At 61.3% G+C, this 25,111-nt stretch carries 16 protein-coding genes; 14 read left to right on the top strand and 2 right to left on the bottom strand.

Annotated elements, in window-relative coordinates; all coding sequences use genetic code 11:
* The first annotated feature begins 136 nt into the window (after positions 1-136).
* The 14 genes from ACYQ2I_RS15645 (at position 137) to ACYQ2I_RS15580 (ending at position 21,432) form a co-directional block, all read left to right on the top strand.
* A complete protein-coding gene (locus ACYQ2I_RS15645; protein WP_460167965.1) occupies positions 137-1,564 on the top strand; it encodes a PQQ-binding-like beta-propeller repeat protein in 1,428 nt (475 codons plus the stop codon).
* Positions 1,565-1,569: 5 nt separating this feature from the next.
* Positions 1,570-2,691, top strand: coding sequence for an NHL repeat-containing protein (locus ACYQ2I_RS15640; RefSeq protein WP_460167964.1), 1,122 nt, complete (start codon positions 1,570-1,572; stop codon positions 2,689-2,691).
* 324 nt (positions 2,692-3,015) lie between these two features.
* Entirely contained in the window at positions 3,016-3,606 is a 591-nt protein-coding gene (locus ACYQ2I_RS15635) for a 4Fe-4S binding protein (protein WP_460167963.1), read from the top strand.
* Positions 3,607-3,687: 81 nt separating this feature from the next.
* A complete protein-coding gene (locus ACYQ2I_RS15630) occupies positions 3,688-5,136 on the top strand; it encodes a 4Fe-4S binding protein (RefSeq protein ID WP_460167962.1) in 1,449 nt (482 codons plus the stop codon).
* Positions 5,137-5,209: 73 nt separating this feature from the next.
* Positions 5,210-7,111 carry an outer membrane protein assembly factor BamB family protein gene (locus ACYQ2I_RS15625; protein ID WP_460167961.1) on the top strand — a complete coding sequence of 634 codons (1,902 nt, stop codon included), beginning with the start codon at positions 5,210-5,212 and terminating at the stop codon, positions 7,109-7,111.
* Positions 7,112-7,202: 91 nt separating this feature from the next.
* Positions 7,203-9,632, top strand: coding sequence for an NADH-quinone oxidoreductase subunit NuoE (gene nuoE / locus ACYQ2I_RS15620; RefSeq protein ID WP_460167960.1), 2,430 nt, complete (start codon positions 7,203-7,205; stop codon positions 9,630-9,632).
* A gap of 40 nt (positions 9,633-9,672) precedes the next feature.
* Positions 9,673-11,280: an FAD-dependent oxidoreductase gene (locus ACYQ2I_RS15615; RefSeq protein ID WP_460167959.1), complete on the top strand. Its 1,608-nt coding sequence runs from the start codon at positions 9,673-9,675 to the stop codon at positions 11,278-11,280.
* 220 nt (positions 11,281-11,500) lie between these two features.
* Complete coding sequence (locus tag ACYQ2I_RS15610) at positions 11,501-13,609, top strand: peptidase U32 family protein (protein ID WP_460167958.1); 2,109 nt, start codon at positions 11,501-11,503, stop codon at positions 13,607-13,609.
* Between the two features lie 129 nt (positions 13,610-13,738).
* Positions 13,739-15,160 carry a hypothetical protein gene (locus tag ACYQ2I_RS15605; protein WP_460167957.1) on the top strand — a complete coding sequence of 474 codons (1,422 nt, stop codon included), beginning with the start codon at positions 13,739-13,741 and terminating at the stop codon, positions 15,158-15,160.
* Between the two features lie 136 nt (positions 15,161-15,296).
* On the top strand, positions 15,297-16,277 hold the full coding sequence (locus tag ACYQ2I_RS15600; protein WP_460167956.1) for a transglutaminase-like domain-containing protein: 981 nt from the start codon (positions 15,297-15,299) through the stop codon (positions 16,275-16,277).
* 403 nt (positions 16,278-16,680) lie between these two features.
* A complete protein-coding gene (locus tag ACYQ2I_RS15595; protein WP_460167955.1) occupies positions 16,681-17,478 on the top strand; it encodes a hypothetical protein in 798 nt (265 codons plus the stop codon).
* A 176-nt stretch (positions 17,479-17,654) separates the two neighbouring features.
* Entirely contained in the window at positions 17,655-18,272 is a 618-nt protein-coding gene (locus tag ACYQ2I_RS15590) for an FHA domain-containing protein (RefSeq protein ID WP_460167954.1), read from the top strand.
* A gap of 137 nt (positions 18,273-18,409) precedes the next feature.
* The gene (locus ACYQ2I_RS15585; protein WP_460167953.1) at positions 18,410-20,380 is read left to right on the top strand and encodes a serine/threonine-protein kinase; all 1,971 of its coding nucleotides are present in this window, start codon (positions 18,410-18,412) and stop codon (positions 20,378-20,380) included.
* A gap of 56 nt (positions 20,381-20,436) precedes the next feature.
* Positions 20,437-21,432, top strand: coding sequence for a hypothetical protein (locus tag ACYQ2I_RS15580; RefSeq protein WP_460167952.1), 996 nt, complete (start codon positions 20,437-20,439; stop codon positions 21,430-21,432).
* Between the two features lie 134 nt (positions 21,433-21,566).
* Here ACYQ2I_RS15580 and ACYQ2I_RS15575 read toward each other — a convergent pair whose 3' ends face one another.
* Complete coding sequence (locus ACYQ2I_RS15575) at positions 21,567-23,513, bottom strand: HEAT repeat domain-containing protein (RefSeq protein WP_460167951.1); 1,947 nt, start codon at positions 23,511-23,513, stop codon at positions 21,567-21,569.
* A 61-nt stretch (positions 23,514-23,574) separates the two neighbouring features.
* Positions 23,575-24,852: a Gfo/Idh/MocA family protein gene (locus ACYQ2I_RS15570; RefSeq protein ID WP_460167950.1), complete on the bottom strand. Its 1,278-nt coding sequence runs from the start codon at positions 24,850-24,852 to the stop codon at positions 23,575-23,577.
* Between the last annotated feature and the right edge of the window lie 259 nt (positions 24,853-25,111).

Genomic DNA, 25,111 nt, shown 5'->3' with positions numbered 1-25,111 from the left:
CGACCGCTCGGTCGTTTTCTTTTTTGCCGCGTCGGTGCGTTTGCTTCCCGCCGGTTTGGGTCTCGCCTGTGTCGACATTCTGGCCGCGCGGCAAGTTGTCGTCGGCCGACGATTGCCGCGATGGAAAACGTATCTGATGGTTCGTCATCCGTTGATAATCTTGGTTCCTGGTTGCCTCGCCGTGCTCGGGCTGGGTGCGCTTGCGGTCTGGCTCACGGCGGTGCCCGAAGTGCCTCTCGAAGCCCGCGTGCCCGGACTCGATAAGCCTTCCGACCTGCGTACGCAAGAGCAGGCGGCTGAACGCGTCGAGTTGAAAGGCTACTTGACGACGGGCGAAGGAAAACCGTCGAGCGTCGAGGGAAGCTGGTCGCGGTTTCGCGGCGATCGGTTCGACAACATCTACGACGATCCGACGCCCTTGGCCGATCGCTGGGACGGGCTGCCGCCCAAGGTGTGGTCGATCGAAGTCGGCGAAGGGTTCGCTTCGCCGGTGGTGCGCGCGGGCCGCGTGTACATGATCGATTACGACCGCGACGCGAAAGAAGACGTCGTTCGATGTCTTTCGTTGGACGATGGTCGGGATATCTGGCAATTCCGCTACGCCGACGAGGTCAAACGGAATCACGGAATGTCGCGGACCATCCCCGCCGTCACCGACGAGTATCTCGTTACGATCGGCCCGAAATGTCGCGTTGCGTGCCTGCATCCCGAAACGGGGGAGGCGTACTGGCTGATCGACCTCGTCCGGCAATACGGGACGGTCGTGCCGCCGTGGTACGCGGGACAATGTCCGCTGATCGACGGCGAGCGTGTGATTCTCGCGCCGGGCGGTCCCGACGTACTGATGACCGCCCTGGACGCAAAAACGGGGCAAACCGTGTGGGAATGCCCCAATCCGCACGGATGGAAGATGACCCATTCGTCGATCATGCCTATGGACGTGGGCGGGCGCAAGACCTACGTCTATTGCGCGAGCGGCGGGGTCGTCGGCGTCGACGCCGAAACCGGCGAGCTGCTGTGGGATACCGACGCCTGGAAGGTGAGCATGGCGACCGTGCCTTCGCCGTTGGTCATCGATCAACAGCGGATTTTCTTCTGCGGCGGATACAACAGCGGCGCATTGATGCTTCAACTCGAACCGGCCGGCGACGGCAAGTTCGTGCCGAACGTCCTTTATCGGTTGAAACCGAAACAATTCAGCTCGACACAGCAAACGCCCATTCTGTACGAAGGGCATATCTACGGGGTGCGCGAGGCCGACAAGCAACTGGTGTGTCTCGATCTCGATGGAAACGAAGTCTGGGCGAGCGGTTCCCAATTCGTCTTCGGACTCGGGCCGTACATGGTCGTTCAAGACAAGATCTACGCCATGGACGACGAAGGGCTGTTGACGATCTGCGAGTTGACGTCCGAGGCGTTTCGGCTGGTCGGGCAATACCGGTTGCTCGACGGACACGACTCTTGGGGCCCCATGACGATGGTCGCAGGACGATTGATCGTTCGTGACATGACACAAATGGCCTGCTACGACATGCGGGCCGAGGCCGCAACCGGCGGGCAATAACACCGATGGCAGATTCCAATGCAAACAATTTGGTGCGACCTCCCGATCCGCGGCCCCGCGGAAAGATGGGTGTAGGCGTCGGGGTGGTCGTTGCTGCGGCGCTGCTCGTCGCGGTGGTTGCCGTATGGCGAATGAATCCGCGACAAACCGGCGATCGGGCGCTTTCCGACCGTTTTGCGTACGACTTGGACGATTACCTGCACGTCGATCCGTCGCTGATCGGCTACGAAGCTGTCGCTGAATTATCGCTTGCGGAAACCGGCATCACCCATCCCAAGGCACTAGCTGCGACAGAACAAGGAACGCTTGTGGTCGTCGGGACGACGGAGGACGGCGCCGGCCGGTGCGCCCGACTGGACGACGCGGGAGTCATGCTCGGCACCTTCGACGTGCTGGGAGAGCCGTCCTGCGCGGCGATCGACGTGTACGATGACGATCCTCGTACCGACGGCGTTCGGTACCTGATCGGCTTGGGGCGTCGCGTCGCGCTCTATTCGCCGCAAGGCGAACGACTCGCCGTGTGGGAGGCCTTCGGCGACAAGGCGTACATCACGGCGGCGGCGGCGAGTCCGACCGAAATCTTCGTGGCCGATTCGGGAAACCGCGTCGTGTGGCGGTTGGATCGGGAGGGAAACATTCTCGGCGAATTGGGACGACGCGATCCCGAGCAAGGCATCGTGGGATTCGTGATTCCGAGTCCGTATTTCGATCTGGCCGTCGGGGCCGACGGCATGCTGCGCGTCGTGAATCCCGGCGTTCATCGAATCGAGATTTACACGCCCGAGGGAGACCTCGAGTTGTATTGGGGCAAAGCGGCAACGGCCATCGAAGGGTTTTGCGGTTGCTGCAATCCGGCGAATATCGCGCTGTTGCCGGACGGAGCGGTCGTCACCGCCGAGAAAGGTCTGCCGCGGGTGAAGGTGTACGATGCGCACGGCACGTTCAAATGTGTCGTCGCCGCACCGGATTACTTCAGCGCGCTGCCCAAGATCTTGGAAGAGACGCGGGAAGATGTGCGGCTGCCGGTGATCGACGTGGCCGCCGACGGGCAAGGTCGTATTTTCATCCTCGATCCGGCGCGGCGGGAAATCGTCGTGTTCCAAGCAAAAGACAACGAGGCCTCGTGATGCATCAAAGCCCCCGACGTTCTACGGCAAAAACCGGCGAATCGAGTCGGCGACGATTCGTGGAGGCCGTTCTCCGCAACAGTGCTGTTGCCGTTCTGCTCGGCGGAGGCGGATTCTTGTTGGCCGCGCAAGACGGTGCTCGAGCGTGCGCGTCGGGGCCGTGTTCGGGATGCGGCGTCTTCTCTCGCTGCGGATTGCCGAAGGCCGTGGCTTTCCGCAGGCAAAACGAGTCGTCTTCGGAAGACCGTCGGCGAAGCACGTCGACCGACGAATTGCGGCGGGTGAACCGCAATCGGTGAGACGAAGCACGAAGGAGCCGAAACGATGGCATCCGACAAGGTGAACCCGGATCGTCGAGACGTGTTGAAAAGCGGCGTCCGCACGCTGGGCGCGTTGCTGCTGGGCGGGTTGGGCGGATACGCCCTCAACAGCCGCGCCGACGCCGACGAAATGCTTTGGCAAATCGATCCCGAGAAATGTGTCGCCTGCGGCAACTGCGCCACGCATTGCGTGCTGGATCAATCGGCGGTGCGCTGCGTGAACAGTTACGAGATGTGCGGTTACTGTGATTTGTGCACCGGTTACTTCCCTCCCGATCCGCCTGCCTTGAACACCGGCGCCGAAAACCAGCTTTGTCCCACCGGTGCGATCATCCGCAAGTTCGTCGAAGATCCGTACTACGAATACAAAGTCGATGTATCGCTGTGCATTGCTTGCGGCAAGTGCGTGATCGGCTGTGCGGCGTTCGGGAACGGATCATTGTACTTGCAAATCCAGCACGACATCTGCGTGCATTGCAATCAATGTTCGATCGCATTGGCGTGTCCGTCCGAGGCGTTCGTTCGCGTTCCTCGATCGCAACCGTACTTGCTGAAGACGCGGGAAACGACGCCCGGCGATTCACAGTCGGGATGAAGTTCGCGAGGTGTTTCCTTCCGCTTGTTGCCGCACAAGGCCGAACGGCTCCACGAATCATCCAGTCGAGACCAGCCCGCCATGAACCATTGCCGGAAGACCGATCGTCCCGAGGCTTCCCCACGATTCGTTGGAGGCACCTGCCGACGTCTGACGGGGGCCGCGATCGTCCTATTGTGGGTGCTGAGCATTTGGTGGATGAACGGCGGTGCGAAGGTGCTGGGAATCGAACGGTTCCCGCCGCCGGAGTTTACCACGTCGTACGAGATGCCCAAGGTGGAGACACCCCCGCCCGCTTCGCCTTTTTACGAAATCGTCGACGTGATCGTGCTTGCGGCGGCGTTGGGCGTTTCGGCTCTCTTGTCGCATCGCTGGCGGAACCGGACCGGGTTGTTCGCCTTGGCGATCTTCGGGCTGGTCTGGTTCGGCTTCGTGCGGCGAGGTTGCGTCTGTTCGATCGGCGCGATTCAAAACGTCGCCCAGGCGCTCGGTTCGCAGGCCGGGCTGACGTCGGGGTACGTGATCTCGTTCGGAGCAGTCGCATTTTTCGTGCTGCCGTTGGTGTTCGCTTTGTTGTTCGGTCGTACTTTTTGTGCCGGGGTGTGTCCGTTGGGTGCGATCCAAGAGTTGACCGCCATCCGGCCGCAACGCGTGCCGGCTTGGATCGATCACGCATTGGGCCTTTTTCCCTGGATCTACCTGGGGGTGGCCGTGCTTTATGCGGCGACCGGTACGGCCTACGTGATTTGCGAATACGATCCGTTCGTGGCGTTCTTCCGGCGGACCGGTTCGGTCGAGATGGTGATTTTCGGGGCGGCGCTTTTGGTGATCGGCGTGTTTGTGGGGCGGCCGTATTGCCGGTTCTTGTGCCCGTACGGGGCGTTGTTGGGATTGTGCTCGAAGGTGGCGAACAAGCGTGTCCGGATTCCGCCGGAGGATTGCATTCGCTGCCGCTTGTGCGAAGACTCCTGTCCGTATGAAGCGATTCTGACGCCTGCCGAGCCTTTGTCGCCGTCGCAGCGACCGCATGCGAAGCGCCGGGCGCTCGCCGCCTTGTTGCTGTTTCCGGTGTTTCTCGCAGCCGGCGGAGCGGTGGGGTACGTCGTTCATCCGGCATTGCAGCAGCTTGATTTCGAAACGCGGTTGGCCGGTTGGACGGCCGTTCGAGGCGAGGAGCCCGCCGACGACGAGGCGGCGCCGCAAAGCGAAGAAGACAAATTCGTGCACGATGCCCTCGACGCGTTCGCCAAGACCCGTCAACCTCGCGCGGCCCTATTCGCCCGCGTGGCCGCGAAGAAACGGATGTTCGCCTTCGGCGGAACGCTGCTCGGCGTGTGGGTCGGTTTGGTGTTCGCCTTGAAGTGGATGCAATTGTCGCTGCATCGTGTGCGACGTGAGTTCGAACCCGATCCGCAACGGTGCGTCGCCTGTGGACGCTGCTTCTGGTACTGCCCGGAAGAGCAGGTCCGTCGCGGATGGATTGAACGAGATCAATTGGTGCACATCGTCGACGACGTACGGCAGTCGTGACTCGGCACGAGCAGAAGCCGCCTGCATCGTCGGCCGTGCGCCGCCGAGAGAACAACTACCTTGTGAGACGATCATGTCCGAATCACGCAATTCACCCGAGCGAGAATCGGCCGATTCCCAAAGTGTCCCGAATGAAAACGCGGGACAGACGACCTCGCCCGAGTCGATCGCCTTTTACGCGGCGTACTACAGTGCCGTGACGGCGGTGGCGTTCTCGGCATTGACGGCCGTGCTGTTGTTGGCCTCGCTATTGCAGCGAGTGGGAAAAGACCCTCTCGATTCGCCCGCGTACCAGGCCCTGCTCCAACAGCTCGCCGAAGATCCGCAAAACGAGACGCTCAAGGCGCAGATTCGCGAGGAAGATTTGCGACTGCGTAAGGAATATTTCGCTCAGCGTCGGTTTGTCGCCTGGGGCGGCATGTTGTTGGCTGCCGGGTTGGTGATTGCCGTCGCTGCGGGCAAACTGGCGTCGGTGTTGCGTCGCCCCATGCCGCAGCCCGAAGGAGAACTGCCCTCTATTCCGCCCTCGGAAGGGGCGTCGCCTCGGTTTGCCGTTTTGATCACGGCCGTTGTTCTGGCGGCGGTATGCGCCTACTTGGGGATGGTGTACGCGCAGAATCCGGTTTGGGAGGCGATCGCCCTCGCCGAACGGGGTACGCTTCCGGGAGAATCGCCGGAAGCCGGCGAGGGGACGGCCGACGCGGCACACGCGCCGGAAACCACCGACGGCGAAACGGTTCCGGCGAACATTCCCGATCCGAACGATCCTTCGTTTCCCGCCGATGAAGAGTATTTCGCCCAGTGGCCGCGGTTTCGCGGACCGGACGGTTCCGGATGCTCGCCGCACCCGAACGCGCCCGTCGAATGGGACGCAACCTCGGGAAAGAACGTCATCTGGAAAGTTCCCGTGCCGTTGCCGGGGAATTCATCGCCGATCGTGTGGGGGGATCGCGTATTCGTGACCGGGGCCGATGAGTCGCGGCGCGAGGTGTATTGTTTCGACGCCGCGTCGGGCAAGCTACTTTGGGCCTCGGAATTAACCGGCACACCCGAGAGTACATCCGAACCCCCCGAGGTCATGGAAGATACCGGTTTCGCCGCTCCCACGCCGGTTACCGACGGACGGCGCGTGTTTGCGATCTTCGCCAACGGAGACGTGGGGGCTTTCGATTACGCGGGCAACGTGCTTTGGTCGCACAGTCTGGGCATTCCCGACAATGCGTACGGTCATGCAAGCTCACTCGCCCTGTACCACGATTTGGTCATCGTTCAGTTCGACCAAGGGGCGCCGGATGACGACAAATCGCGCTTGATCGCTTACAAAGCCGCGACGGGTGAAGTCGGCTGGGAAATCACCCGCCCCGTGGCGAATTCGTGGACGACGCCGTTGGTCGTATTCGATCACGATCCGCCGATGATCGTCACCTGCGCCGATCCGTATGTCACTGCGTACAATGCCCAAGATGGAAGTGAACTGTGGCGACTGGAAGGAACGACCGGCGATTGCGGGCCGTCGGCGGTGTTTTCCGACGGCGTTGTGTACGTCGGCAACGAATACAGTTACCTGTTCGCGATTCCGACCGACAAATCGGGCGAGTTGACCGAGGACGACGCCTTGTGGATCGGTGAAGAGGGGCTGCCGGACTTGTGCAGTCCTTTGGTCGTCGGCGATATGGTGCTCGTCGTTGCGTACGGGGCCTTGACGGCATACGACGCCGCCGGAGGCGAGGTGTTGTGGACCTTCGAATTCGACGACGCCGACTTCTCGTCGTCGCCGTCGTTAGCCGAAGGACGTTTGTATTTGTTCGATAAGGAAGGCAAATGCTTTGTCCTCGAGGCCGACCGCGAGGGCGCGAAAATCGTATCGGAACCGGTGTTGGGCGAGCCGTGCGTCACTTCGCCCGCGTTCCAACCGGGCAGACTGTACATCCGCGGTGCCGAGCATCTGTATTGCATCGGTGAGTCCGACGGATGAAAGATGACCTTCCCACAGGGGAGTGGCCGGTACGGCCGAAACGTGGGCCGCTATCCGGCTCGTATCGCAAAGAAGAACCGAGCCACCGTCCATGATCACCCACCGCACGCAATCGGAGACCCGCGAAATCGATCTGACGTTCGTCGATGAAACCGTGCGCTGTTACGGAACGAGTCCCGACGCGGTCATCCCGATCCTGCAAGCCATCCAGACGCATTATCGGTATCTGCCGAAAGAGGCCTTGGAGCGGGTATGCGAGCTGACCGAGATTCGTCCGTCGACGATCGTCGGCGTTTCGACGTTCTATTCGCAGTTCCGGCATCGACCCGTCGGCGAACACATGATTCACGTGTGTCACGGGACGGCGTGCCACGTGAAAGGGGCCGCACAAGTCCAAGAGGCCCTCGAACATCAACTGAAGATTCCCAAAGGCGACGACACCGATCCCGACGGTAAGTTTACGATTCAGCCGGTGGCCTGCCTGGGGTGCTGCACACTGGCGCCGGTCGTCCAAATCGACGATTCGACCTACGGCAGACTCAATGCCACGGATGTCGCCGGCGTGTTGGAAGATTTTCTCGCGGCGAAAAGGAACGGACAAGTGCGCCGCGCAAGCGGCCGGAAGAAGCCGTTCGAGGCGATCGGGGAAGTCCGCGTCGGGCTAGGATCATGCTGCCAGGCACAAGGGAGTCGGCAAGTTTACGAAGAAGTCGAGCGGGTGTTGGCCGAGTTGGCCGTACCCATCCGCGTGAAGCGCGTCGGATGCGTCGGCATGTGCCATCAAACTCCACTCTTGGAAATTGTGCCGCCGGAATCGGAGGAGACGAAACTTTATGCGAAGGTGACCGCCGACGACGTCGAAGCGATCCTCACCGAGCATTTTCGTCCGCGCGGACTGTTCCGCCGGATGGGAACGTCGCTGGCGCGTTGGTTCGATCAATGGATCTTCGATGCCGACGAATCCCCCGTCGTCAAGCACGGTATCGACGTGCGCGACGGTCCGGTCGAGGCGTTCCTGGGACGCCAGGTTCGCATCGCCACCGAGTTTTCCGGCGAAATCGACCCGCTCGACTACGACGAATACGTGCGCCGCGGCGGGTTCTCGGCGACCGCCAAGGCACTCAAAGAACGCCGGCCGCAAGAGGTCATCGACGAAGTGCTGCGCTCGGGCCTGCGGGGACGCGGCGGCGCGGGGTTCCCGACGGGTAAGAAGTGGCAGATCGTGCACGACACCCCCGCCGACGAAAAATACGTCATTTGCAACGGCGACGAAGGCGATCCCGGCGCGTTCATGGATCGCATGTTGCTCGAGTCGTTCCCCTTCCGTGTGATCGAAGGGATGATCCTGGCCGCGTATGCCGTCGGAGCCGGGAAGGGGTACTTCTACATTCGGGCCGAGTATCCTTTGGCGGTGGAACGTATTCGCGAAGCCCTGGCTGTTTGCCGCGAACAGGGCGTGCTGGGCGAAAACGTGTTGGGGTCGAATATGGCCTTCGACATCGAGATCAAGGAAGGCGCTGGGGCGTTCGTGTGCGGCGAAGAGACCGCCTTGATCGCATCGATCGAAGGGAAACGCGGTATGCCGCGGTTACGGCCTCCTTACCCCGCGCAAGAAGGTTTGTGGGGCAAACCGACGTTGGTCAACAACGTCGAAACGTTGTGTACGGTACCGTGGATCATCCGGCGCGGAGCCGACGCCTACGCGCGCTTCGGTACCGAGTCGAGCAAGGGCACGAAGGTGTTCGCCTTGGCCGGCAAGATCCGGCGCGGCGGCCTGATCGAAGTGCCGATGGGAATCACCCTCCGGCAAATCGTCGATGAGATCGGCGGGGGCGTTGCCGGGGGAAAGAAACTGAAAGCGATCCAGGTCGGAGGTCCTTCCGGCGGATGCGTCCCTGCCGAATTGGCCGATACGCCGGTCGACTTCGAGGCCTTGACCGCCTGCGGCGCGATCATGGGGTCGGGGGGCTTGGTCGTCCTCGACGAAACCGATTGCATGGTCGACATTGCCCGCTATTTCTTACGCTTTACGCAAGACCAGTCGTGCGGCAAGTGCACGCTGTGCCGCGTGGGAACGCGCCGGATGCTCGACATCCTGGATCGTATATGCGAGGGGAAGGGCAAACCGGGCGATTTGGAAACGCTGGAAGATTTGGCGTCGTCGGTCACGGCCGGAAGCATCTGCGGATTGGGGAAGACGGCGCCGAACCCTGTGCTGTCGACGCTACGATACTTCCGGCACGAATACGAAGCTCATCTCGAGGGACGTTGTCCGGCGGGACGTTGTCCGGCGCTCATCGCGTACCGCATCGACGCCGATCGGTGCATCGGCTGCACTGTGTGTTCGCAACACTGCCCCGCAGAGGCGATTCCCTTCACCCCGTACAAGAAGCACCGAATCATCGACGACGCGTGTACCCGCTGCGACACCTGCCGCACGGTGTGTCCGACCGAGGCCGTCATCGTGCGGCCGCGCAACGAGACAGCCCCGGCCACCGTCCCGTTGCCGGTCACCTTGTGACGACGATGCGATCACCGCCGATTGAGGCGAGAGACGAACCATGCCGAAACTGACGATCGACGGAAAAACGGTGGAAGTTCCCCCCGGCGCGACGATTCTCGACGCCGCAGAGCAACTGGGAATCGAGATTCCCACTCTTTGCTACATGAAGGGTATCCGGCCGCAAACGTCGTGCCTGGTGTGCCTGGTCAAGGTGACTTCGGGCGGCCGTTCGCGGATGGTGCCCTCCTGCGGAACGCCCGCCGAAGACGGGATGATCGTTGCCAGCGACGATCCCGAGGTGTACAAGGTCCGCAAGACCTCGCTCGAATTGCTTCTGAGCGATCACGTGGGCGACTGCTTGGCACCGTGTCATTTTACGTGCCCTGCGCACATGGATATTCCCACCATGCTGCGGGAAATCCAGGAGAACGATCTTGTCGGCGCGATTGTGACGATCAAGCAAGACATCGCGCTTCCCGCGATTTTGGGACGTGTATGTCCGAAACCGTGTGAGAAAGGATGCCGCCGGAACAAGGCCGACGGTGCCGTGGCCGTGTGCAGTTTGAAGCGGTACGTCGCCGATCAGGACTTGGCGAGCGGGCGTCCGTACTTGCCCGATCTTCCGCCCGATTCAGGGAAGCGCGTTGCCGTGGTAGGTGCCGGGCCGAGCGGCCTTTCGGCTGCCTATTACCTGCGACGGCGCGGACATGCGGTCGTATTGTTCGATGCCCGACCGCAAGCCGGCGGACGTGTTCGTTTCGGCGACGGCGACATGCCGCAGGTGCCGCCGGAGATTCTCGACGGCGAGATCGGGACGATTCTCGCGACCGGTGTCGAATTTCGGCCCGAAACGCGACTGGGCCGCGATGCGACCCTGGACGAGCTTCGTGCGCAGTTCGATGCAGTGGTCCTGGCAGTCGGAACCGAAGGTGCCGCCGAGGCGAAGGAGTGGGGCGTGGCCGTCAAACCGCGTGGGATCGAGGTCGACCGCGAAACCTACCGCACGAATATCGACGGTGTCTTCGCAATCGGGAACGCCATCCGTCGCAACGGGTTGGTGGTGCGAAGTTGTGCCGACGGAAAGGAGGTCGCCGCCTGCGTCGACGGCTATTTGAACGGACGCGTCATACCCGCGCCGCAGATGCCGTTTTCAGTACGCATCGGACGCGTGTCGCCGGACGAATTGGACCAATTGGCATCCGTTTCGGCCAAGCGCCCTCGGCAGGAGCCCGAGGATGTCAACGTCGATTTCGATCCGCAAACGGCCATGGCCCAGGCCGAACGGTGTTTTCACTGTGATTGTCGGGCGCTCACGACGTGTCGATTGCGCAAGTACGCCGAAGAATACGGTGCCGAGCCGCAACGATTCGCGGGCGAACGGGCCGGATTGGAGATCCAATTTCAGCACTCGAACGTGATCTACGAGCCGGGCAAGTGCATTTCGTGCGGTCTGTGCGTCGAGATTGCCGAGCAAGCCCGTGCTCCGCTGGGATTGAGTTTCGTGGGGCGCGGGTTCGATGTCCGCATCGGCGTGCCGTTCGATCGCACGCTGGAAGAAGCCCTCGGAAAAGTGGCCGAGGCCTGCGTGGTCGCCTGTCCGACGGCCGCCTTGTCGTTCCTGAAAGAGCCGGACGAACTGAGCTTGCCCGTCTTACCGCAACGGTGAGCCGACGCCCTGCTTTCCGACGTTCGGCTGCATTCTCGTCTACTGACGATTCGGCGGCACGGCTCTTACGGCGGGAGAAGCATGCCCGCCCTGTGGGAATTGATCGGCGCCGGTACAATGGCGCAAAAGCGGGCAAACACTCTGCGCGAAACGGTCGTCGGCGGGGTGAAAGTCTTGCGGTTGCGATTCGACTCGACCACGAAGAGGCGGGAAATCGGCGATGAAAAACGGATTGGAACTATTGGCTCCGGCGGGCGATCCGGCGTCCCTCGAGGCGGCCGTGCTGGCGGGTGCCGATGCCGTTTATCTGGGGCTCCAAGTGCTCAACGCCAGACGGCGCGCCAGGAATTTCTCGCGGGAAGAATTGCAACGTGCCGTCGAATTCGCCCATGCGCGGAACTGCCGTGTCTATCTGACGCTCAATACCGACATTGCCGAGGACGAGTTGCCTGCCGCGTGCCGTGTGCTCGAGACGGCCGTCGCGTGCGGTGTCGACGCGTTATTGGTTCGCGATCCGGCCCTGCTGTTGTTGAAGGAGCGTCTGCCGGATCTGGAGTTCCACTTGAGCACGCAGGCCTCGGTGTGCAACAGTTGGGATGTGGCCGAAGCTGCCGAGCTGGGGCTGAAGCGAGTCGTGCTCGCCCGCGAAATGACGCTCGCGGAAATCGCGAGCGCATCGCAAGCCGCCCCGATCGCAACCGAGGTGTTCGCGCAAGGTGCGTTGTGCTTCTCGGTGTCGGGACGATGCATGATGTCCAGTTGGGTAGGCGGCCGTAGCGGCAATCGCGGGACGTGTACCAGCCCTTGCCGCGTTCCTTGGACGCTTGAGGGAATGCCGGTCGGGCGTCCCCTGTCGATGCACGATTGGTGCACGGTGGACCGCATCGGCGAGCTGGCGAAAGCCGGTGTTGCGGCCTTGAAAATCGAGGGGCGGCTCAAGAACGATACTTGGGTCGGGAAGGCCGTGGCGTTGTATCGCAAGGCAATCGACACGGCGAACGAGTTTTCGACGAACGGTGAGGTTGCCGCCGAACTTCGCGCCCGCGCCGAAGAGCTGACCGGTTATTCGGGCCGTTCGTTGACGGCGGGATACTTGGACGGGCAGTTTGCCGACTTGACTGGCGGCAACCGCGGCCGGGCTTCCTCGGTCCAGGCGATGCCGCGAGACGACGCGGAAGGCCCGGAAGCATCCGAGCCGGCCGAACACAAACCGGCGCAGGCGACGACCGGCTATCGGTTGACCATCTTGACCGGCGGTCGCTCGATCGAGTGCAAATGGGAATGGGGCGATACCTGTATCGAATGGACGTTGCCGAAAACGGTCGTCCGTCGCCCGAAAAAGGCGATGAGCGTGGGCGATCTGTTGGGCTTTCTATCCGACTATCCGCTGCACGGCGTGTTGCCCGCCGAAATGCGATGCGACGACGCCGAGTTTTTGGTGGTACCGCGCGCGGCAAACGGCGTGATCGATCGCATCGCCGCCGAAATCCATCGTGCCCGCAAGCGATCGGCACACCCCAAGCAAGACGAATTACCGGCATGGGCGATGGAGGCGGCACAGGAATGGGAACCGTCGAAAGCGAACGACAGGTGTCTCGGAAAGACGCCGAACCGAGTGCGACTGCACGTCGATCAGGTGGACGAGTTCCGAGCCGGCGTCAAGTTCTCGCGGTGGATCTTGGAAGGTGCGACCGGCGAATGGCTGACGGAGCGACGGCGTTTGTGTCGTCGTGTACGGCCGGTGATTGCGCTGCCGATCGTTGCATTCGAAGACTCGCTTCCTGAGCTTCGGCATCTGTTGGAAACGTGCCGTGAATTGCATTTGGCCGTCGAAGTGAATAGCTGGGGCCAACTGCGCGCAGCCAGGGAAGCCGGGTGTCGTTTCGAGGCCGGGCCGGGATTGGCGGTATTGAACTCGCTGGCCGTCGCACAACTTCGAAAACTGGGGGCACGTTGCGTGACCGTTTCGCTGGAAGCCGATCGGCGGCAGTTGGAGCGGCTTTCGCAACGGGCTCCGGGGGCGTTGTCCATCTATGTGTTCTCGCGGCCGGTGCTGGCCGTCAGTCGTGCCGAACTGCCTGCCGAATTCCTGGAACGCGAATTCGCCGATCGTCGCGGCTTGCGAATGATCCCTCGGCGGGAAGCGGGCCTGTGGACCTTCCGTTCGGCCGATCCCTTCGATTGGCGCGACATTCAGAACGAGAACATCCGGGCACGGTATTTGGTCGTCGATCTCACTGCCTCGCCCGATCCGGTCGGCGAATGGCTACGCACGACGCGCACGACCCAAGAACCGTTCCGCTTCAACTACGAGCGGACGTTGAAGTGAAAGTCGCGATCGCACGGGCCACGTGACGACTCTTCGTGCAGCATTTGGAGAGTGCTCGAACTAGAATAGGCACCAGCCGGCGCCGTACGGTGCGCTCTCGATCATTACCGGCTTTTCCAGGAGGTCGTCATGCGCCGACGCACGTTCTTGCGATCGATCGCCGGAGGGCTTGCGCTTAGCGGGATCGACACGAGTCGGATCGGCGCCGCCGAAACGCCGTCGCGTGATCGGTTCGGCGGTTGGACGGGCAAGAAATTCGAGGCCACCGGGTTTTTTCGGGTTGAGAAGGACGATCGTTGGTGGCTCGTCACTCCCGAAGGCAATGCTTTTTTGAGTTTTGGGATCAATCATCTGTACCCCGATTTGTTTCAGCAAGAATACAACCGCGAGGCGTGGCGCCGCCGATTGGGCTTGGACGACATGAGTTGGCCCAAGTTCGCTCCCGCCTTGCGCAGGTGGTTTCTCGATGTCTGCCGTGAATGGGGCTTCAACACCGTCGGCGTCCACAACGCCTTGGCGATCGTCAATACGCCCGAACCGGTTCTGGCATACATGCGACCGATCCGCTTCGTCGATATTCCGCACTGGAAAAGCGAGGTGCCCGACGACAGTTTTCTCGACGTTTTCTCCGACGAATTTGCGCGGCATTGCGATCGCTTGGCTGCGGAACTTGCGGCGCCGTTGCGAGAAGATCCGTATCTGCTCGCGTATGCAATGACCGATTGCCCCCTGTTTACCGAGGAGGATTGCCGCGAACGCCCGGACGTCATCGGCGGGGCACGCCGCGCATCGCGGATCGGGTGGCCGCGACGGTTGCGAAATCTCGGCCCCGACGCACCGGGTAAACGCGCCTATGTCGAGACGATCCGCGAACTGTATCGCGATCGCATCGAGGAGTTCAACACCGTCTACGGAACGTCCTTTGCCGCCTTCACCGAGCTGCTTCACGCGAGAAATTGGCGCCCCGAGACGGACCTGGCGAACGCAAACGAGACACGCGACAACGTCGTGTTTTTGCAACGAACGATCGAACAATACTATCGAACGGCGCGGGACGCGATTCGCCGCTACGATCCGAATCACATGTTCTTTGGCGACAAAATCAACGCGAATACCGATTCACTCGACACCGTCTTGCCGATCACGGCGAAGTATACCGATGTCGTCTTCTACCAAATGTATGCGCGATACGAGGTGCAAGAACCGGGATTGGATCGCTGGTCACGGCGAGTCCACAAACCGTTCATCAACGGCGACTCGGCGTTTACGATGATCACCGAACACATGCCGCGGCCGTATGGTCCGGTAGCCGACGACGTGATACAGCGTGCGGAATGGACCGAGGAATTCTTCCGGCGTGCGTTTGCGCGGCCCGATTTCGTCGGCTGGCATTATTGCGGGCTGATCGATGCTCCGAATCTTGTGCCGCGGAAGCGGGATCGTCAACATTCCGGGCTGATCGACGGGTTCGGGAATCCGTACCCCGAACTCAAGCGCGCGATCCGGGCATGCACTCGCGATCTGTACGACCTGGCAGCGGGAAATCGTTGACCGGCGACAGATTTTGCCGGAAATACGGTGCCGACAGATTCGTTCGATCTATACTGAAAAAGAGGGGAGTTTTTCCGCGAATGCCGTTTCGGAATAGACATCCGGCAATCGACGCATCGAATGTGAGCAAATGGTGATGACAAGTCGACGTTTTGCAATCGGCGCATTTTTGGGGATTTGCTTGGCGGGCTTGGCGGCGCCTTCGGTGTTCGCCCAGTTCAAGACGCCCGAAGAGGCTCCCGGCGGGGCCGTCTTGGCCGAGCCGGTCGTCCAACGCTGGAAGGCGGGGATCATCATCACGGCAACCGGCGGTCCTTGTCGAAACGTCGTGGCCACGGCTCCCATTCCTCGGAACTGGCCCGAGCAGGAAGTCGAGATCGAAGAAGAAGACTTCAGCGAGGGCATTCGCGTACGCTATCAAAACGTCGATAACCTCGTCGACCAGATGGTCGTGACGATTCCGTCGCTGAATACCGGCGAAGAAGCGCGTGCGGTGGTGATCTTGAAGATTCGGCGCTATCAAATCTACGCCCCTGAAGATACCTCGGTGTTCAAGATTCCCGCGTCGGCTTCCGAGGTCGACCGCAGCGCCGTACGGTTCTTGTCCCCGAGTCCCAAGATCGAATCGACCGATCGCAAGATACGCGACAAGGCCAAAGAGATTCTGCCCGCCGAAGGCACCGACTGGGAGAAGGTCGAGGCCATTTATGACTTCGTACGCGAGCACGTGACTTACGAACAGAACGCACCGCTGCGGGGCGCCATTTATGCGCTGGAGCACCAGACGGGCGATTGCGAAGACATGACCTCGCTGTTCATCGCACTGTGTCGTGCGTCGGGCATTCCGGCGCGTACCGTTTGGGTGCCCGGACACTGTTACCCCGAGTTCTACTTGAACGACGCCGAGGGGAACGGACACTGGTTCCCCTGCCAGGTCGCGGGCAGTCGCGCTTTCGGCGAGATGCCGCAGACGTTGCCGATCCTCCAGAAGGGGGACAATTTCCGTTCGCCGGTGAATCCGCGGGAACGCATTCGGTACCTGTACGAAACCGCCCGTGGTGCCCGATTGGGCGGGCAACCTCGGATCACTACCGTGCGAGAACTCTTGCCCGAATAAGCAATTCAGGGCGTGCTGTGCTCGCCTCCCGTCCTTGATACCCCCGCGTTTCACGTGCGGGGTGTGGCTCGCGCGGCTCGGCTTGCGGTCCGGGAAGGCGGCTGTGCGCCGAGTGCCCTTCCTTTTCCCTAGCGAGCTGTTAACTCCCCGTTGCAGGCGGAGTGCTTTTCAGTCATCGTGGAGGTATTCTTGTGCCGTGTCTCCCTCGATAGAGGGGGCATGCGTCTCGTTGGGAAAAATTCTCCTCCGATTTCCCAAGATCGACCGTGAAACAGCGAACAACTTTTCGGAGCGGCATTCCGTCCGTGTGTCGTCATTAGCCCATTGGGCCGGAAACGTCATGTTCGGGGTCGTGTTGTCGAGCTTGGTCGATCACTTGCGGGTAAGCGAGGAGAAACGAGTCATGTTGAAAAAAATCTTGATCGGAACGGGAATCGTCGTGTTGGTTTCCGGCTTTTTCTTCGGTCGGGACCTGTTCAGCTATGTGAAAACGTCGATGGGGTACGCTCACGATGCCGTCGTCGATGCCGTGCCGATGGAATTCCAGATTGAAAGGGCACGGGGCATGATCGAGGATCTTCTGCCCGAGATCCGAAAGAACATGCTGGCAATTGCCAAAGAGGAAGTCGAAGTCGAGCGGCTCGAAAAGCAGATCGCGCAAGCCCGGGAGAATTTGGAAGTCCAGAAATCGCACATCCTGCGATTGAAGGACGATCTTGCCGGGGGTAAGGTCGAATTCGTGTATGCCGGGCGAAAGTACTCCGCCGACGAGGTCAAAGCCGATCTGGCGGCACGCTTCGAGCGGTATCGGACCTCCGAGGCGACCTTGGCCGACCTGGAAAACATCTACCGCGCTCGGGTGAAGAGCTTGGAAGCCGCCCGCAAGAAAATGGACGGAATGCTGGCGGCAAAACGTCAGTTGGAGGTCGAAGTCGAAAACCTGCAAGCCCGCTTGCAGATGATCCAGGCCGCAGAGACGACCAGCGCGTACCAGTTCGACGAGACGCGCTTGGGCCGGGCACGCGAGCTGGTCGATGAGTTGAAGAGTAAGCTCGACGTGGCTGAGAAACTTGTCAGTTCCGAGGGAACGTACACAGGCGAAATTCCGCTCGACGAACCTTCCCGCGAGGACATCGTCGAACAGGTCAGCGCTTACTTCGCCGAGCAACCCGAGGTGTCGCAAGTCGCCGGTACCGAATGAAACGGCGATCGCGAGACGGTCGCGACGAAACCCGGCATGTCGCCGAGAGAAGCGGGCAAGGAAGCCCGCGAGTCGGTCGTATCCATGGTCGTGCTGTCGGTGAGACGACGATGCGGAACGAGCCCGTACAAGCTTGTTGTTCGATTGAGCACGCCCGATCAGCGGACGATATCACCATGGTTTTCGGATCGAAGCGAAATGTGAAACGGCTCGTCCTTTGGATCGACGGCGTGGGTAGCCGCTTGATATGTTTGCAGGACGAGATCGTTCTCGGGCGAGAAGCGGTCGGCGGCGGTGCCGATATCGCCTTTCAGGCCGAATTGGCCAAGCGACACGTGCGATTGCGACGCGACGGCGAAGGGTACATGCTCGAAGCGTTTCATCCGACGTGGGTCGACGGCCGCCCCGTCCAGGGCGTCACGATTCTGCCCACGACATGCACGATTCGATTGGGAGAATTCGTCGCGCTGCAATGGCGGCGTCCGAATGCCTTGGCGGGAACGGCCTGCCTGATGCCGGTGAGTCGGCATCGTGTTCGCCCCGGCGGGTGCGACGGGGCTGTTTTGTGGGCCGACACTTGCATCCTCGGACCGAAGCGCAGCGCGCACGTGTTGTGCCGCATTTGGGAACGGGATGTGATCCTCTTTCGACAAGACGACGGGCTCTTTTGCCGTGCCGAAGGGAAATACACCGTCGACGGTCGAAGTGCGGCAGGGCGCACACGGCTGCGCGCCCATTCCCGGGTCGAAGGCGAAGATTTCGCTTTCTATTTCGAACCCGTTGACGAACGGTAAGGGCGTTGAATGAACGTTCGGAGGTGACGATCGAACCAAAACCTCGTGTTACGGCGTTCCATCCGGCAGTACAATGAACCCAGGTCCTCAAGAGGAAGCGTGTTGCCTGCCGGCTTCGTTCCGACAGGAGAGCCCTCATGAACCAAACGGTGAGCCACGTGAATACCCAGGACCCCAAGCACAACCCGACGCGTCCCGGCGAAGACGGTGAAGTTTCGGGAAAACGCCCTGCGGGTCGCTTTTCGATTGCCGGGGGCTCGCGGCCGCTTGACGGCTACACCATCAAACGAGGCATCGGGCACGGAGGGTTCGGCGATGTCTATTACGCCGTCAGCGATGCCGGAAAAGAGGTGGCGCTCAAGGTCATTCGACGGAATCTCGATGTCGAGCTGCGCGGGATTCGCGAATGCTTGAACTTCAAACATCCGAACTTGCTGCAAATCTACGACATCCGAACCGATGCCGACGGCAACCATTGGGTCATCATGGAGTTCGTTTCCGGACAGTCGCTCGAAGAACGATTGAGCGAGCATCCGGAAGGGCTTCCGATCGACGAGGTGTTGCATTGGTTCCGTGGGATCGCCGCCGGTGTCGCGTATCTGCATGAGCACGGCGTCGTCCATCGCGATTTGAAGCCGGGCAACGTGTTCGCGGATGAAGGGATCGTCAAGGTCGGCGATTACGGCTTGTCGAAGTTCATCGCTTGTTCCCGGCGAAGTGGGCACACCGGCAGCGTCGGTACCGTGCATTACATGGCGCCCGAGATCGGCGGCGGAAACTACGGACGCGGCGTCGACATCTATGCGTTGGGCGTCGTCTTGTACGAGATGCTCACCGGTCGCGTGCCTTTCGATGGCGAATCGGTCGGCGAGATCCTCATGAAACATATGACCGCCGTGCCCGATTTGACGCTCGTTCCGGCGGCGTTTCGGCCGGTCATCGCGAAAGCACTCGAAAAAGATCCCGAAAAGCGGTTTCGGACGGTCGAGGAGATGGTCGCCGCACTTCCCGGTGGAACGTTCGGGAAGAGCGAATCGGCGGCTGCCCCCTTCGAGGAAACCCAATACACGGCACAAAATCCATCGACATTCGAGGCGGAGATCGTCGAGGAAGGCGAAGAGACGTATGACGAGGACGACGAGCCGATCTTGCGAGGTGTGAAGAGCGGTTGCCGCCAGGTCGTTCGGTCGTGGGAAAAGGCCGGTTTCAGCACGCCCGTGCGGGCGCTGTTGCTCACCGCGTTGATCCTTGCGTTCATCGTAAACGCCGGCGTTCTCATCCCGCTGGGCGTCTCACTGTTGTTTGCCTACGGTGTCTATCGTGTGGTGCTGTGGGCGATGGCGTCGCACAATCGCGACGAACGTGTGCGGGAAGCAGTGGACGGGACCACTCGCCGGCCGGTTGCCGAGGCCGTTCACCGGCCCCCGCGGTGGATGCGGCGACGGCAATCGCAAGTCGTGTTGCCGCTACGCCCCCTTCGCGAGCAACTTGCCGATTGGCTCGGTGCCCTGGTCGGTTCGGCCGCTGTTTCGGCGGTCATGTGTTTGGTGCTGTCGCTGATCGTCGGATTCCGATCGCAAATGTTCGATATCCGCCAGATCGTGTGGCTATGGACGATCGGAACCTTGGGGGCGTGGATGGTGCTCACCTTCGGCGCGTTTTGGAACGAACGGGAAGGCGACAACGTCGTACGCCGCTTCGTGATGATGGTCGTGGGCATGGTGCTCGGTGTCGTCGCGTTTGCCGCCGCGACCTACATGGGCGTGGATCTGTTCTACGATCCTCGGTTCTCGACGCCGCAAACGTGGCAGTTGTCGAGCGATTTTTATCGGGACGGCGTGCCGCAACTGTGGGCGTATGTGGCGGTGTTCGGATCACTCTTCCTGTTCGTGCGTTGGTGGCGACTGGCCGACCAACGCCGCCGTGTTCGCCTGTCGTTGTTGGCGGTGGGGATCTGCGCGGGGATGGCGTGGCCGGCTGCAGCCTTGTGGATGTTTCCTCTGCAATGGCTTTTGATGGTCGCCGTGACGATGAGCGTCGCCGTTCAAACAGCCGCGCCGATGATGACTGCGAAGGAACGCCTTGAACTGGAAGAGCAAGATTGGTGACGCGCGGCTGCTGCGTCACGCCTTCGATGCGCAGTCGGCAGGCGGGAGAAAAGCCAATGATGTTCGGTGTCTTCGAGTTGATCATCATCGCCGGAGTGTGTCTCGTGCCGGCGGCGATCGTTACGGCCGTCATGATAGCGTTGCTGAGCAGGCAATCGCGCGAGTGGCGGAACGGCCTGCATGTTTTCTTTTGGACCGTCGTGGCGTTGTTGATCGTCGGACTGCCGGTTGTGGTCGGCTCGTTGTTTCTTTGGACGATGCGTAGTGCCTCGCTTCTGCCGCCTGGAATCGTGGCTCCTACCGACGCTTTCGATCGGTCGAGGGAGTTGGAAATCGAGCCGCAAATGCCGCCGAAAGTCATTCCGCTGCAAGAGACTGTCGACGTCGAACCGGAGTCTACGACCACGTCCGAATCGGCTGCGAGGGAGGCGGGGGAGCAAGCGGCGGAGCCGGAAGCCGTTGAACATGGTGACGACGCCCCGACATCCACAGAAGACGAGTCAGGTGCTTCCGACGCCGTGTCGGCACGACCGCAATGGGTCGGCGGTGAGCCGAAAATGGTCGACGGTGTTTACCAGTGGCCGATTTCGGTCGGCCCTTATCTGAGCGAAGGCGAATGCCGCGCACGATTACGGGACGAAGTGGAACACGCGATCACACGCTACGTCGCCGAATGCGAAGGCGAAGCAGTCGCCGTCCGACTGCCGTGGTCGTACGTCGAAGAGCACCTCCTTGCCGATACGTATCTCGAAACGCGCGAGGTGAACATCTCGTCGACCGATCGACAACCGGTGGTGATTTTGCACGCCTTGTTGCGGTTCGACCATCAGGCGAACGCGACGATCCGCGATGCGGCTTTGCGCGTGAAGTACACGAATCGAGCGTTGACGGCGGCAGCGGGCTTGGGTGGCCTCTTGTGGTTGCTGAGCCTGGTTTGGGCGTATTTGCGGATCGATATTGCAACGAAAGGACGTTACCGCGGACGCTTGCGGTTGGCGCTGGCCGCCGTGATGGCCGTGCCTGTGATTGCCGCCGCGCTGGTCATCGCGTGACAGGGGAAGCGACCGAGCCGAATCCCTGTTCGCGGGAAGGTGCGCCGTTTCCCAACACTTTCAGAAAGAAAAAACGGAGCGACCGCTCAAACGATCGCTCCGCTTCCAAAGGGGCAGTCAGTAGAGTGCAGTTTTCAGCCGCCGGCCTTCGCTTTGAGGGCCTTGGCTTTGGCGGCGGTTTGCGGGTTCTTCGTCGCGCCCAGCACACGATCCATGGCTGCGGCGACGGCTTTCGCATCCGAGCGGATCACCGTCTCACCGATCGCGACCGCGGTCGCTGCCGCTTGGTCGGCCAACGACGCATGGTCTTCCATGATGTCGCAAGCCAGATCAAGAGTGGCCTTCGAAGGATTTCGTTGGAGGACGTCGAGCACTAGGATGCGCTCGTCGTCGCGAGCGGCGACCTCGAGGGCAGCCTTGCACATGGCAAGTCGTTCCCGCGGCGGCACGTTCAGTTGCCGCGCGATGCGGATGTAACCCCGCAAACAACGGATGCCGTATTTGCCGCGCGGATCGGCCTTTGCGATGGCGAGTAGTTCGTCGGCGGCCTCGGCACTCATCCATTCACCGAGCAAACGTGTGCCGGCATCTTTCAGTGTTTCATTGTCACTGTTTGCGGCTTCGGCGACGGCTTGGAGTGCCTTTTCCCCGCCTACCGCGGCCAGCAACTCGAGGATTTCGACCTTCGCGTCGTCGGACGCGTCGGCCATCGTGCCGATGAGTAGTTCCGAGCAGGCGTCGGGGGAAGGCATCCGCCGGACGGCGTTTCGCAGCGACTCCTTGATAAGGTCGCGTTCTTCGGAATTTTGCGTCGAAGTCAGCAGGGCAATCAACTTCGGTAGTTGCGGTGCTTCGAAGGTCGTCCCCGCCGCTTGGATGGCAGCATGCCGGGTTTCATCGTCCTTCGAGGAAAGCAAGGGGACGATGGCATCGGCCGCTTGCGTGAGGTACCGATCGCCCGCCGCCTTCAAGAGCATGAGGCGAGTCTTGCCTTCGGCTTGCTGCAATCCGGCGATGATCGCTCGATCGATTTCGGCGCCGCGAATCGTGACCAGCGATTCGTAACCGACGCGAGCGAGATCTTCATCGTCCGACTGAGCCGCCTTGAGCATGATCGGCAGATCTTCGGGCTTGCCGATCGCGGCCAGCAATCGCAAGGCGTCGAGTCGGTTTTCCTTTTCGCCGTTATCGGCCACGGATCGGACGATCGGCAAAGCGGCATCGGGATCGATTTCGGCCAAGGTGGCCAGTAGAACGAGCGCCCGCGTGCCCGATTCTTTGTCCAATTGGGCTTGAACGACTTTCGACGCATCGGTGCCGACCAGGCGAGCGGCCTTCAGACCGACGCGGAAGAAATGCTTCTCGGTCGAGGCGAGTTGTTCGGCAAGCACCTCCAAACCGGCATCACCCCCGTACACGATCAAGCCTTGCGTGGCCGCGACGAGGCAATATTCGGGGACGTCGGCTTCTTCGACGGCCTTCAACAGGTCGAGAGCCGCCGGGGTGTCGCCCTTCTCTGCGAGACGTTCGGCGGCCATCAAGGCCCCGTCGGCGGACGCGGCACGCGTCGTCGGATTCGTCGCGGCAAGCATTTCTTTCAAGACGTCTGCCGATTCGGCCGTGGCGATTTGTGCCAACGCGTGTGCCGTCGCACTGACGACCTGCGCATCGTCGGAGGTGGACAGCTCTTTTAGCTTGTCGATCGCGCCGGCGTCTTTTCGGACACCGATCGAGTTGACGACCCCCGCCAAAAGACGTCCATCGACCTTGTCCAACGCGGCGCGAAGGGCCTCATCGGCAGTCGGCGAAGGATTGGGTTCCAGCCCGAACCGGGCATAGTGGGAAAGCTTGGGATCGGTGAGCAGTTCCGCCAGGACGGGCACGGCCTTCGCGTCGCCGACCACCGCCAGTTTCTTGCACGCGACGGCCTTGGCGTGCAGGTCGGCATCGGCCGATTGCAGAATTGCGATCAGCTCGTCGGAGGTTTCGGTGATTTGGGCGAAGGCGGGAACGGCGGTCGAAAATGCCGCCGCGGCAAGCATCCACGCCGCTACCAAGCTGACTGAATATCGAACACGCATGATACGCCTCACGGAAATTTTTTGTAGGTGATGGATGGTTCGTCGTCGATTACCGTACCGATCAAATGTGCCAAGGTTCACGCATGGCGCGGCAGCGCATGCGGTTGGCCTCGTCATCGTCGATGAATTCGTTCTTTTGCGGATCGAACTTGAGCGTCCGCCCGAGTTGCCAAGCCACGTATGCGGCGTGGCAAGCGATGTGCGATTGGGCGACCACGTCGGCGTACGACTTCGGCTTCGTCCGCGTTTTCACGCAGTTGAGGAAGTCGCGAACATGATTGATCGGATCGGTCCCGGCCATCGTGAAGACCGGCAACTCGCTGCGCAGCGAATCGGGGTAGACGACGATCCGGCCCGTGTCGCCGGTTTCGACCCAGCCTTCGTCGCCTTCGAAGCGGACACAGCAGGTTCCCAGTCCCAACCAACCGTCGGGCCGCATGACGAGCTTGACGCCGTTGGCATAGCGGCAATAGACGTTGTCGCCTTCGGGCGTGTATTCGATCGGCGCAGTATCGTCGGCCTTGTTGGCCCACTGGCACAAATCGACGGTATGCGCCCCCCATTCAAGAATTCCGCCGCCGTGGAAATCGAAGTAGCCTCGCCAGCCGCCGGCGATGTAACGGCTGTTGTACGGGCGCCACGGCGCGGGGCCCAACCACAAATCCCAGTCGACGACTTCTTTCGGCGGTTCAGGTTCGGCAGGCAGCCAGTCGTGTGTCGTCGCCGGAGGTCGCGTGTTGGCATGCACCGTGTGGATCTTGCCGAGCTTGCCGCTGTGCGCAAGATTGATGGCGAAGATGAAGTTGTCGATATTTCGGCGTTGCGTTCCCGCTTGATAGATCCGCCCGTACCGCGGAATCGTCTTGCCCAGCGCGATGCTTTCTTCGATCGACAGCGAGCACGGCTTTTCGCAGTAGATGTCCTTTCCGAACTTGGCGGCGGTGATCGACGCCATCGTGTGCCACCGGTCGCCGGTGGCGATCAGCACGACGTCGATGTCTTCGCGACCGAGGAATTCGAACATGTCGCGATACATCCGGCAATCTTTGTTGCCGTAATGCGTATCGACCATGGCCTTGACGGCTTGTCGGCGTTCTTCACGAGCATCGCAGATCGCGACGAACTGAACGTCGGGGTTCGGCAGGAACCGGCTCAAGTCGGTGGTGCCGCGACGACCGATCCCCAGCCCTCCCATGACGATCCGCTCACTGGGGGCGACGACGCCGTTGTAGCCCAGGGCCGTTCCGGGAATGACCGACGGCACAGCCGCCAACGCGCCGAGACCGACCGCTGTTCGCAGCAGGCGACGGCGGGAAACGCGAACATTGGTATTCAGCATGGGAACCTTCCTCGAAATTCAGTGACAGACACGAAAAAGCGCAGTCTCAGTTCGCAGCGGTGCTGCCGGGGCACGATCCGATACCGTGCCCGGCAGTCGGCGGGGGGACGATTGCAGCAAATCACAAGGTAGGATATGCGAATTTGTCAGCAGCGCACATTGTGTCTGCTGCGATTCGGGAAGTCAAACGTTGTGAACGATCGGTTTGATATACCGTCGACAGTATTCCTAACCGTTGGGGATCCCCCCGGGCGGTGTC

The organism is Thermostilla marina (assembly GCF_054657455.1).
This window is presented reverse-complemented; position numbering and strand designations above follow the sequence as displayed.